This window comes from Paenibacillus campi, assembly GCF_034659835.1.
Classification (GTDB): Bacteria; Bacillota; Bacilli; order Paenibacillales; family Paenibacillaceae; genus Saccharibacillus; species Saccharibacillus campi.
The window spans coordinates 77,656-90,417 of record NZ_JAXSQZ010000011.1 but is presented as its reverse complement, the minus strand read 5'-3'; the positions used below and the strand labels follow the sequence as shown (position 1 = coordinate 90,417).

Here is a 12,762-nt window from a genome sequence, read left to right as displayed (position 1 = left end):
TATGTCCTTATTTGTAGCAGTAATCTACCCCGTTTTAAACGATATATTTAAAACGGTCAGCCTACTAGTAGGCTGTCTCAAATAAAAATCAGGTTCACACATACCTAAACGTGTTCATTGTCAAGCAATTATGAACTAGGCATACCGTGAATTTATCCGAGACAAGCTACTAGTAGTTTGTCTCAAATGGAAATTGTGTTTGAACGTACGTTAACCTATTCATCATCAAGCAATGGTTAGATCGACAAACCATAAATGTATTTGAGACAAGCTACTAATAGTCTGTCTCAAGTGGAAATTGTGTTTGAACGTACCTTAACTATTCATCATCAAGCAATGGTTAGATCGACAAACCGTAAATGTATTTGATACAAGCTATTAGGTGGTGTCTTCAAACGATCCTACTTATCTTTTTATTGTTTACAGAGGTCAGAAATAACACCTTGTACAGCTTAGTCTGACGCAAATTACCCGTATCGAACGATCTGTAAAGCAGTTTGAACTATAGGGAATAGATGCCTGCCTGTTCACGCTTGGATACGCCAATATCGATATGCTCGATACTCGATAAAATACAACCCTCTATTTACGATAAAAAATAATCACAAAAACTGGTATAATAAACAAACTGAGTCGATGGATAAATGGAAAATTTTACGTTAGTTTTACAATGGAAAAAGCAATCAAACGAGCAAACGTGTTAATAAAAGCCAAATTACAAACAGAAGGCAGGGGGGATGAGCATGACGATGGAGCAGCAAGCCGATCAGTATGGTCGCGGGATGTCGTTTATACCGGAGGGGCTGGATGAGGCGATCTGGTATTTTACCCCGTTGTTAGGACGGGATGTGTCCATTTTGGAGCCGATGGCATGGGAGGAATTGATGTGTCGTCGTGTTGGGCAAGGGCATGCGCCGATTATTCATATGTGGACGCATGAAGATGCGATGACGATCGGGTTACGGGATCGGCGTTTAAGCGGTGCGGTGGCGGCGATGGAACAATTTCGTCAGGCAGGCACATCGGTAGCGGTGCGCGCTTCAGGCGGTGCGGCTGTACCGTTGACACCGGGCATTCTCAACTTGTCGATTATGCTGCCGAATCCGAGACAACGGATCAATATTCATGATGACTTTCGTTTTATGGCGGAATGGATTAGCCGTGCGGTGCATCCGTGGACGGTGCATGTGCATACAGGGGAAGTAGAGGGCGCTTTTTGTCCAGGTGATTATGATATTAGCATTGCTGGACGTAAGTTTTGCGGAATCGCCCAGCGGCGGCAGGCGAAGGCATATATGATTACGGCGTTTGTCATTGTGGACGGCAATGGTGATGAGCTGGCGGCACAGATTAGACGATTTTACGATCTGGCGACTAGCGCTGACGATGCGGGCAAAAACTATCCGCTCGTGCGTCCGGGTACGATGGGCAGTTTAAACGAATTGGCAGGGGTGCCAACCGTTGCCGCTTATATGCTAGAGCTGCAAAAGCTGCTTCATGGCGGTAAGCCTGTGTTATTGCATCATACAGCTGGTGTGCTGGATGCGCAGGAGATTAGGGAGACGATGGTGGAGCTGCGCAGTCGTTATGACGATTGAAGTTACGGAGTGATATGGATAGCGATTTGTTATATGAACAGTAACTAATATTAGCACACTATCAAAATCGGTATTTAGCGTATTCAATGTCATGGTCGTTTAGCGCATAATACATTGACCGAGATTAATTTTAATTTTGAAGATGGATTAAGCTCTTATTTATAAGGATTTAAATATGCGATCAAATGTAGATTTTAGCTTGGTCGCTGGAATCGTACCTTGACTGCTTTCAATATTGGCTTTGAATCCACTTTATGTCTTTATTTGTATCAGTAATCTACACCATTTTAAACGATATATTTAAAACGGTCAGAGTAATAGTAGATTGTCTCAAATACATTTACGGTTTGTCGATCTAATCATTGCTTGATGATGAATAGGTTAAGGTACGTTCAAACACCATTTCCACTTGAGACAGACTAATAGTATATTGACCATGTTAAATTTTAGTTTTTATTGTTTGCTGAAATGTCTATATTTCTAAACTTAAACCAGCTTAAAAACTCAAATTAATCTCGGTCAATGGAATAGGATGATAGTTCAACCGTCAATACGTATCAATCATCTGTGTTATTGAATGACCCAAATAGCATCGTCAACGTCAGTACACTACAGATTAGAGGGATGGCTATGCAATATCGTAAGGTGAAAATTTTGGGAACCGGTAAATATATGCCTCGTACGGCTGTGACCGATGAGCAGGTAGATCATCGTCTCGGTGTGAAACCCGGCTGGGCAGCCAAAGCGGGCGGTGTCGGTACACGTTATTATGTGAGTGAAGGCGAGACCGCTTCATCGATGGGGGCGGCGGCGGCAAAGATGGCGCTGGAAGCGGCAGGGCTAGCTATCGATGATATCGATTGTCTCGTCTGCACAAGTGGCACCAAAGAGCAGCCATTGCCGAGCACGGCTTCATTTATTCAACAAGCGCTGGGTGCACAAGATTCGGGCATTCCGGTATTTGACATGGATGCGACCTGTCTTAGCTTTCTGGTCGGTTTGGATACGATGTCGTACTTGGTAGCGGCAGGGCGGTATCGTCATATTTTGTTAGTGGCGAGTGAGGTCGCTTCGGCAGGATTGGATTGGAGTCATAAAGAAAGTGCGATTTTGTTCGGTGATGGAGCGGCGGCGGTAGTGATTGGGCCGGCTGTAGCGGACGAAGCGGCAGCGATTATACATACTTCACTTCACACATACAGTCGTGGAGCCAGATATTCAGAAATTCCGGGTGGGGGCACGCGTTTTCCGCCAGAACGTCCGCAACCGTCTGAGCGTTCTTTTTTGTTCCAGATGGACGGCACGGCTATTTTTAAAATGGCATCACGGTTGTTGCCCGGCTTTATGGATGAGCTGCTGAGCGGCGCGAATACGACGATGGATCATTGTCGGCTAGTCATTCCGCATCAAGGCAGTGCGATGGCGATGCGTGTGATGCGCAAAAAGCTGGGCATTGCTGAGCAGCAATTTATGAACATTACGCCGAATCATGGCAATACGATTGCGGCTTCGATTCCGATGGGTTTGCATGAAGCGATCGTGCAACAGCGAATCCAGCGCGGCGATCGTTTACTGCTGCTCGGAACGGCAGCAGGGCTAACTATAGGAGGCATGGTGCTTGACTACTAAGACGCAGCCGCCACAATTACGGCGTATTTTGATCACAGGCGGACGGGCGCCGGTCGCGCTGGAATGGTGTCGTTTACTGCATGCAGCCGGGCATACGATTTATATAGCAGACAGCTTTCCTGCGCCATTATGTCGTTATTCCAATACGGTCAGTCGCAACTATACGGTGCCTGCGCCGCGTCAGCAGCCGGATGCTTTTATCGAAGCGCTTGCAGAAATTGTGCAGCAGGAGCGTATCGATTTGCTTTTGCCGACATGTGAGGAAATTTTCCATATTGCTGGTGGGCTGGAACGTTTGTCACAGCATGTACGGGTAATTGCGCCGCCATTGGCGCAGTTGCAGCGTTTGCATCATAAAGTGGATTTTATCGAACTCGTCCGCGCAGCCGGGTTGGTGGTGCCGGAGACGACGCTGTTGGAAAATGCGCAGCAATGGACGCAAACACAGCAACATGCCAGCCAGCACGGGCTAGCTATCGTGCTAAAACCGGTGTATTCGCGTTTTGCAGCGCATGTATCGTTGCCACCACATGCGCCGGATGAGTGGAATGGAGCAAGGGCTGTGGCGATGGAGTTGGCTGGGGTGAGTGATACGGTGAGCAGTGAAGGGGCTGCTGGGGCGCATGATAAAGGTAAAAGGGCGGAACTAACGCTAGCGGTAGGGCAAACAGTGAGTAAGGATGCGGAACGGTCCAAGCGGAAGCAGGAGCCAGAGCTGACAGTAGCGGAACTATCAGAACCAACACCAACACCAACACCAGCACCAGCACCAGCACCAGCACCAGCACCAGCACCAGCACCAGCACCAGCACCAGCACCAGCACCAGCAAAATCGGCTGCTACAACGAACTTTAGCAGGGCTAATGATGCTGCGCCAAACTCATTAACTGCTCCTGTTCCAAAAACACTATCTCCACAACAGCCGTGGGTAGCGCAACGTTTTATAGTCGGTGAGCAGCTTTGTACGTACAGTATTGTGCATGCGGGTGTAGTGGTAGCACATGCAACTTATCGGTGTCGATATCGGAATAGCCGTGCCGGAGCGAGCGTGCATTTTGAAGCATTGGAACGCAGTGATACGCTGGCATGGGTGCAGGCGCTAGTTAGCAGCTGGCGTGAGCATGAAGTCGAATATGCCTCATCTTGTTCACAAGCGCATACACAAATGAATGATGCGGCTGCATCGGGTCATGCAGCTGAGCAATATCGATGCTATCGATCGTCATCATTAGCTGCGCCATCGTTTGCCCATTTTAGCGGTCAGCTTAGCTTTGATCTGATCGAGCAGCAGCAGACAGGCAAGCTGTATCCGCTCGAATGCAATCCGCGCGCGACAAGCGGTGTACATTTGTTCAGACCGCAGGATGGATTGGAACAGGCATTGCTTAATCCGGCTCGGTTAGTGAAGCGTGGAATCATCATCCAGCCGCAGCCTGGCACACAGGTGATGCTGACAGTACCGATGCTGGTGAGCGGTATCGGCAGACGTTGGAGCAGGGCGCAGTGGCGAGAGTGGCGGCAAGCGTTTCGCAGTGCACGGGATGCGGTCTATCGCTATGATGATCCGCTGCCTGCGTACGGTCAGCTACGTTTGTTAGTAGCGGCATGGCGCATTAGCCGCAAACAACGTCTATCGATCGTTGAGGCGCTAACGTATGATATCGAATGGAATGGCTGATGGCGGAAAGGAGCGACTGATGAAAAAGGCACTTGTAACCGGAGCGACCGGTTTTCTCGGCGGCAAGCTTGCACGGTATTTGCACTGGCTCGGCTGGGAGGTGACAGCAACCGGGCGCAATGAACAGGCGGGACAGCGGCTTATGGCGGACGGGATTCGATTTGTCGCTGCCGATTTGCGTGATCGGGAATTGATTTTGGGCGCTTGTTGTGGACAGGAGATTGTGTTTCATTGTGGAGCATTATCGTCGCCGTGGGGCAAGTATAGCGACTTCTATAGCAGCAATGTAACAGGTGTACAGCATGTCGCTGAAGGCTGTAAACGCAGTGCGGTGCGCCGGCTCGTTCATGTGTCGACACCAAGCGTATATTTTGATTACAAACCGCGCTACCGGATCAAAGAAACCGATCCATTGCCTGCTCGCTCTGCTAATCATTATGCAGCGACCAAGCGTATTGCCGAGCAGTGGCTGGAGCAGCGCTGGCGTGAAGATCAACTACCTGTCATTATGCTGCGCCCGCGTGCGATCTTCGGGCCGGAGGAACAGGCGCTGTTGCCAAGATTGCTGCGGGCAAGCGAGCGATCTGGTGTGCCCTTATTAAATGGTGGCGAAGCCGAAATCGATCTGACCTGTGTGGACAATCTGTTGCAGGCGATGCTGCTCTGTTGTGAATCGGCGGACACTACATTAGGGCAAATTTACAATATTTCCAATGGTGAAGCATTGCCGTTTCGTGAGCTGGTCAGTCGGCTGTTCGGATTGCTGGAATTACCGCTACGTACGCGCCATATTCCGTATCGCGCTGCTTATGGCGTCGCAGCGATGTTGGAAGCGGCATATCGTCTGTTGCCACTGCAAGGCGAGCCGTCGCTAACCCGTTACACCGTTAGCTCAATCGCGGTGCCGCACACGCTCGATATCGGCAAAGCACAACGTGAGCTTGGTTATATGCCAACCGTCACAGTAGAGCAGGGGCTACATCAGTTTGCGCAGTGGTGGACAGATGAGCCTATCGTGCGCGAGCGGAGTTTGAACAGGTAATGACTGCTGCCTGACGGATGGAGTGATCGGTACACGGTGCGGTCGGTTGAACTATGAGGGGCATACAGGAACATAGAGTATAGGCGTTCGTAAGATGTTGTGTCTGTATGAGCCAACTGGCGGTAGCAGTATACAGACACATATAGTATAGGTATAGGTATAGGTATAGGTGAAAATAGGGCAGTATCACAGCTTAAACACAACCATGCAGTAGCACAAATATAGCTTTAAAGCTAAAGCACAGTCAGGCAATGAATAAGGAGGGATGTTGATGCAAAGCCGAATACGAGTCAAGTTATGGATTGGAGCGGCAGGGTACTGTACGCATCCCGAATTTTTGACGATTCGGGGCGGCAGCTTGCGCCCGGTGGCATTTCCGGCAGGGTTTGCTTGTATTCATCATCCGCAGCATGGGACGATTTTGTTTGATACGGGTTATAGTCGTCGCTTTTTTACGGAAACGGCTTCGTTGCCGGAGTCGCTGTATCGCTATACGACACCGGTTGTTTACGATGAGCGCGATCATGTTATACAGCAATTGCAGCAAGCCGGAGTGCGAGCGGATGAGATTCGTTATGTGATTTTGTCGCATTTTCATGGTGATCATATTGCGGCTGTGCGGGACTTTCCACAGGCGCAATTTATTTATTTGCAGGAAGCGTATGATGCGGTGCGTAAATTGCGCTCACTGCGTGCGGTAAAGGCGGGTTTTCTGCGCGGACTGTTACCGGATGATTTTGAAGCGAGATCACTGCCTTTTACGAGGCGTGATTTGAATGTACCGTATGAGCCAGGGAGCTGGAACGGTGTGGTACAAGAGCACCAAGAGCACCAAGAGCACCAAGAGCACCAAGAGCACCAAGAGCACCAAGAGCATACTGCCGTTTGTCACGATCTTTTCCGAGATGGGAGTGTGCTGGCACTGGAGCTATCTGGGCATGCGGACGGGATGATTGGGCTGGCGGTGTTGGCGGGGGAGCAAGAATATTTGCTTTGTGCGGATACGGTCTGGTCGAGTCGTGCTTTTATGGACAATCGCAAGCCACATCTGGCGGCAGGCATCATTATGTCGAACCGTCAACAATATGATCATCATATGCAGCGGCTGTGCAGATGGCATCTTCGGCATCCACAGTTGCGGATCGTACCGAGTCATTGCCGTGAGGCGCTTGATGCATGGGGAGGAGAGTGGCACGGATGAGCAACATACTGCGCATCATGTATCATTACTGGCGCACACGTCGTTTGGCACGGCGTTGGCAGGATCGAGCTGGATTGGAGCGCTGGCAGGAACGGCAAATCGTGCGCCATCTGAAATGGGTACGTCGCCATTCTACCTTTTACCGTCAGTGGTGGGCTGGAGTCCCAGACGCCGACTGGCGCCGTTTTCCGCTGATCGATAAAAGCATAATGATGGAGCATTTTGACGAGCAGAATACGGTACGATTAACGCGTACTCAGGCGCAGGCTATCGCATTGGAAGCGGAGCGGACGAGGGATTTCGAGCCGCAATTACATGGGGTGACGATCGGGCTATCATCAGGCACATCGGGCAATCGCGGATTATTTGTAATCAGTCCGCAGGAGCAAGCTGCTTGGACAGGCACTGTGCTGGCAAAGCTGCTGTCTGGCGGTTTGCGTCAGCGACATCGAATTGCCTTTTTTCTGCGTGCCAACAGCAATTTGTATGAATCGGTGCGTAAAGGCAATTTGCAATTTCGTTATTTTGATCTGACGGTGCCGATGGAGCAGCATGTTGCGGTGCTGGAACAGGAACAGCCAGACATATGGGTCGCTCCGGCTTCGTTGTTGCGCTTGCTTGCCGATGCCGCTCATGCCGGGCGTTTGACGGTCAAGCCGTGGCGAATCATTTCGGTTGCCGAAGTGCTTGATCCGCTTGATCGGGAGCGCATTGAACAAGCTTTTCGGCAGCGTGTGCATCAGGTGTATCAATGCACTGAAGGCTTTCTCGGGGCGACCTGTGAGCATGGAACACTGCATCTCAATGAAGATATCGTACATATCGAGCGTGAGTATATCGATGGGCAAAAACAGCGTTTTGTGCCGATCATTACGGATTTTTCGCGCCGGGCGCAGCCGATTGTACGCTATCGGCTTAACGATATTTTGACGCTAGCAGAGCAGCCTTGTGCATGTGGCTCGCCATTTGTTGCGGTGGAGCGTATTGAAGGACGCTGTGATGATATTTTGTACATTCGGCGGTTAGCGGAACAGGAATCGCACGAAGATGAACAGCAGGAGCAAGAAACGGCGCTTGTACCGCTGTTCCCCGATCTGGTTACGCGTGCGATCATTGCCGCTTCGCCGCACATTGAGCATTACCAGGTAATCCAGCATGATAAGGATCGGCTAGAAATTTTGTATCGGTTAAGTGGAGAGGATATCGATGCTACGGTGGAAGCGCAAATTCGTGAGCGTCTGAAACAGCTTTGCGCCGGGCTGGATGGTGCATTGCCAGCGCTTCGTTTTGGCGCATATCATTTTCAGCCGGGAACGGTCAAGCTGCGTCGAGTAGAAAGGAGATGGCAGCCGGATGGCACAAGTGGCATGGTATAACGCAGCACAGATGGAGCAAATGGTATGGCAGGAAAATGAATATGGCAGCTATGCCAGGCGCTATATGTTGCCACTGCTGTTAAACGGCGTAACGCCGTATGTGGCAAATGTGCAGACCGAGCTGCTTGTGTTGACGGTAGACGGTATTCCGCTACCGGTCACAGTGAACGAAGCCGAATATAACAATTCGTACGTATGCTCCCCTTATACGCATTATGTATCGTATGCGGAGGAGGAGCTGATAATGCTAGAGCGCCCGCGTCTTGAAAAAGCGCTTGCCTTGCTGCTGCGCGGCATCGGTAAAGGCTTGCGGCGCATTCATTTTAACCGTGTTGTGCAAATCAACAATTGGCTCGTCTCTACCAATCTGTACCCTTCATTAACCGCCGAGCAAGTTGAAGCTGTGCATAAGGCGGTACATGCCCGCTATCCGAAACATGTGATCAGCTGGCGCTCGTTAAACGAAGTGACAACGCCGATCATTCAAACGACGTTGCGGCAACAGCGCTATCGCTTGATTCCGAGTCGGCAAGTGTATTTGTTTGATCATCAGACAGGTGTCAATGCGCGCACACGCTGGGTAGTCAAGCGCGATCGCCGTTTAATCGATGCCGGACGTTATGAAGTGGTCGGGCCGGACGATATCGGTGAACATGATATTGCTCGTATTGCCGAATTGTATCGGATGCTATATATCGATAAATATTCGCAGCATAATCCGCAGTTTACGGAACGGTTTTTCCGTTTGGCACGACAGGAGCGACTGTTACATATGTATGGATTGCGCAAAGACGGGCAATTGGACGCAGTGCTTGGCTTTTTTGGTCGTGATGCGGTGATGACAACGCCGCTATTTGGCTATGATACGACTTTACCGGCGGAAACGGGTTTGTACCGCATGTTGTCAGTGCTGCTAATTGAGCTGTCTGCCACACGTGGACAGTTATTGCATGAAAGCTCCGGTGTCGGTCAATTCAAACGCAACCGCGGCGCTTATGGTGCGTTGGAAGTGTCCGCTGTGTACGATCGCGGCTGCTCGTATGCGATCCGGTGCGGCTGGTGGCTATTGGAGCAGCTATTGTATCGTATCGGTGTCCCGCTTATTCGCAAGTTGAAGCTGTAACATAGGTAGCTAATGTATAGAGCACCCAGGCGTTTGACATGATTGAAAATGAGAACTAAACAGTGAATGAGTGGCAAGCAAAAAGCGTATCATCCCCGTATTCTGCTACGTGATTTTCGCGCCAATCATCCATGATAGACAGGAGACGCTGCAATGGTAAAAGAACATCCAACAGCTCAGCCGCATACACGACAACATCGATCCACCGAATCCGCCGCTACCGGGGCAAATGAACGTTCAGGCAGCCGTGTCGCGCTAATTACCGGCAGCTCCAGCGGCTTTGGGCTGCTAATTGCACTCGTGCTGGCACGGCAAGGTTGGCATGTAATCGCCACGATGCGCGATCTGTCACGGCGCGCGGAATTAGAGCAGCAGGCAATACAGCAAGGATTGCAATCACGGATCGATTATGTACAGCTTGATGTGCATGAGGAGCATACGATCGCACAGGCAATCGCAACGCTGCTACAGCAATATGGCAGACTGGATGTGCTCATTAACAATGCAGGTTATGCGGTAGGCGGTTTTGTAGAACATGTGCCGATGGAGGCATGGCGCTCGCAACTGGAAACGAATCTGTTTGGCATGATTGCGGTAACCCGTGCCGTATTGCCAATTATGCGCCAGCAGCGCAGTGGCATGATCATCAATATGAGCAGCATTAGCGGAATCGCTGCCTTTCCGGGTTATGCGCCTTATGCAACTTCCAAGTTTGCGGTGGAAGGATTTAGCGAAAGTTTACGCCAGGAAATGTCGCGCTTTGGTGTGCATGTCGTATTGGTTGAACCAGGGGCATATCGAACAGCGATTTGGAATAAAGGATTGTCTGCCATCTATACGACCGCAGATTCACCGTATAATGATCATCTGGAAGCGGTGTTGACGTATTCGCGCCATAGCGCACTGCATGCGCCTCATCCGCAGCAAGTTGCCCAGCTGATTGGACGGCTCGTCAATAAACGCCGTCCACGTCTACGCTATGCCATCGGGCGCGGCACAGCGGTACTTGTGCTAGCAAGACGGTTGTTACCGTGGGCATGGCTGGAACGAATGATCGACCGTGTATTGCGTTAAATGAGCGCCCAGCCGTCGATTTGTTACAGTTTCTAAAATATTAAGTATCTTATTTACTGTTGCATGATTAGCTTCCCGTTTGCACGGTTAATACTACATTGGGCATGATAGTAGCGCGGGCTACCACACCCCAAGTACCGTATTAAAAACTTCTGTAGACAAAGGTGAGGACAACATGAACAACACATACAAAAGCAAAAATTTTGTCGTATGCAGCAAGTGCGGACATGAGATCGAAAATGTACTGGAGCATGTGAAATACGTATTGCACGGTCACTGTCAGCATTGTGCCGCTACACCGGAGCATAGAGGCTCTGCACAGATGGAATTGAAACGTACTTCTTGAAAGGGTTATCATTCAGCTAACGATCCAGTCACGCATTCGTATGATCGGTTTAATGGATGATCATGGATAGCGAAACTCCACTTGTACCCATGTAACGCATTAGTTGCTACCACATAATGGACGTGAACGATGTATATACATCAACATAACTTATTTTTATCTTATATATGATCGAATAAGCTCTCGTACAGGTGCCAGAGCTAGCACAAGGCGTTCTTTTCCAAGGCGGAAGGGGATGCCTTATTTGTTGTTTGCGAGCGATTGGCTCACTACAATCTATCTCCCTAGCAAAAATACAGCTTCCCGACGATATCAACACATCGATCGGGAAGCTGTATCTGTTTATTATTTTATTCGCTCCAACTTACGCTTACTTACTATTTTCCGTTGGTTGCTTCGATTGATTCGTGTTGGGGCTGCTATGAGTACCTTCGCTATTGCTGTTATTCGTATCCAAATCGGGATCAAGGTTTTTCGCGCCGCCATTATCGATGGTTGCTCCATTATCCTGCTTGCCTGCTTCGGAAGCGGGAATCGGTGACGAATTGGTGGTAGAGCCGCCTTTGGTATCATCAAGCATCGGTTCATTTTTCACATCGTCTGCTGCTGCCAGATTAATATTGCTAAGGAAGTTGGAAACATTACGCAAATATTCGCGCGGATGCTCACGGAATTCCAACTCATGATGTGCGCCAGGGATGATCCATAACTCAGAATTAGGATTCGTCTGGTTAGCGGCAAGCAGTTCAGCGATCTGATACGGTGCTTTATTGTCTTGCGTACCGTGGATAAAGAAGATTGGGAACGGATAATCTTTCTTTTTCACCTGTTGGTACGGAATTTGATTTAAGCTCGTACCGTTGACGATCGGCAGCAGCATTTCCATAATCTCAATCGATGGATGCTGCGGCAAATCGAGCTTTTGACGGATATTGTAGTATAGCGTGTCCGGCTCCAGCAGAAATGTGCTGTCCAAAATCATCGCGTCCACTTGATTGGTCAACAACCCTGCTTGTAGCGCTGTGCCTGCCCCCATCGAAAAGCCCCATACAACAAGCTCTTTGGCACCACGCTGTTTGGCGAAATCAATTGCGCCGAGCAGCTGCTGCGACTCTTTTTTGCCGCCAGTAGCGACTTCCGGATTCGTTTTGGAGGCAAAGCCATAATCGAACATAATCACATTAAAATTAAGTCGGTGTGCAAAATGAGCCAAATCATACATTGGAATCCATGTTTCTTCACGATTGGCGCCATAACCGTGGCTGAAAATAATCGTTTTGTTCGACTTGGTAGCGGCAGGGATATACCAGCCTTGCATCATCCGACTGCCGTCATGCGCAGGAAAAGAAATGTCCTCGTACGGCATGCCTTTAGCCTGCATCGGGTTGGAATATACACTCGCAACGGTCGGATAAGACAGCACCCACGCAATGTACGCATGCAAGGCTACAAAACAAAATAAAAAGAAAAAGACGATCGACAACAGAAAAGCCACAATAATATGCTTAAAGCGAAGCTGGCGCGTTAGCATAATCGGCGTTTCTTCGGGCTGAGCTGCCGGGGTCCTGTTGTTACGTTCGACAGATGTTGACATAGGAATGAGGCCCCTCCTGAAAATGAAAAAATTTGGTAAATACATGGGGTTAGCAACGATATTCAGCAATGGATCAAGCCATTTTCATAATAATTCATTGT

The 12,762-nt window shown here is 49.5% G+C and carries 9 protein-coding genes and 1 pseudogene; 9 read left to right on the top strand and 1 reads right to left on the bottom strand.

Features of this window, described 5'->3' with window-relative positions:
* Positions 1-743: 743 nt before the first annotated feature.
* The 9 genes from U1I11_RS19900 (at position 744) to U1I11_RS19860 (ending at position 11,067) form a co-directional block, all read left to right on the top strand.
* Positions 744-1,598 carry a lipoate--protein ligase family protein gene (locus U1I11_RS19900; protein ID WP_322907875.1) on the top strand — a complete coding sequence of 285 codons (855 nt, stop codon included), beginning with the start codon at positions 744-746 and terminating at the stop codon, positions 1,596-1,598.
* A gap of 630 nt (positions 1,599-2,228) precedes the next feature.
* On the top strand, positions 2,229-3,227 hold the full coding sequence (locus U1I11_RS19895) for a beta-ketoacyl-ACP synthase III (protein WP_322907874.1): 999 nt from the start codon (positions 2,229-2,231) through the stop codon (positions 3,225-3,227).
* Complete coding sequence (locus U1I11_RS19890) at positions 3,217-4,905, top strand: ATP-grasp domain-containing protein (protein ID WP_322907873.1); 1,689 nt, start codon at positions 3,217-3,219, stop codon at positions 4,903-4,905. Before U1I11_RS19895 ends, U1I11_RS19890 begins: the two co-directional genes overlap by 11 nt.
* A gap of 19 nt (positions 4,906-4,924) precedes the next feature.
* Positions 4,925-5,947, top strand: a complete 1,023-nt coding sequence (locus tag U1I11_RS19885) for an NAD-dependent epimerase/dehydratase family protein (RefSeq protein WP_322907872.1) — start codon at positions 4,925-4,927, stop codon at positions 5,945-5,947.
* 271 nt (positions 5,948-6,218) lie between these two features.
* Positions 6,219-7,148 (top strand): MBL fold metallo-hydrolase, encoded by a 930-nt coding sequence (locus U1I11_RS19880; protein ID WP_322907871.1) that lies wholly within the window; start codon positions 6,219-6,221, stop codon positions 7,146-7,148.
* The gene (locus tag U1I11_RS19875) at positions 7,145-8,524 is read left to right on the top strand and encodes a F390 synthetase-related protein (protein ID WP_322907870.1); all 1,380 of its coding nucleotides are present in this window, start codon (positions 7,145-7,147) and stop codon (positions 8,522-8,524) included. Before U1I11_RS19880 ends, U1I11_RS19875 begins: the two co-directional genes overlap by 4 nt.
* A complete protein-coding gene (locus tag U1I11_RS19870; RefSeq protein WP_322907869.1) occupies positions 8,502-9,647 on the top strand; it encodes a GNAT family N-acetyltransferase in 1,146 nt (381 codons plus the stop codon). Before U1I11_RS19875 ends, U1I11_RS19870 begins: the two co-directional genes overlap by 23 nt.
* A 153-nt stretch (positions 9,648-9,800) precedes the next feature.
* Positions 9,801-10,721, top strand: coding sequence for an SDR family oxidoreductase (locus U1I11_RS19865; RefSeq protein ID WP_322907868.1), 921 nt, complete (start codon positions 9,801-9,803; stop codon positions 10,719-10,721).
* 175 nt (positions 10,722-10,896) lie between these two features.
* Entirely contained in the window at positions 10,897-11,067 is a 171-nt protein-coding gene (locus U1I11_RS19860; RefSeq protein ID WP_322907867.1) for a hypothetical protein, read from the top strand.
* Between the two features lie 616 nt (positions 11,068-11,683).
* On the opposite strand, the pseudogene U1I11_RS19855 reads toward U1I11_RS19860, so the two are convergent.
* Positions 11,684-12,598: pseudogene (locus U1I11_RS19855) on the bottom strand (alpha/beta hydrolase); the annotation flags it as partial.
* Positions 12,599-12,762: the final 164 nt, after the last annotated feature.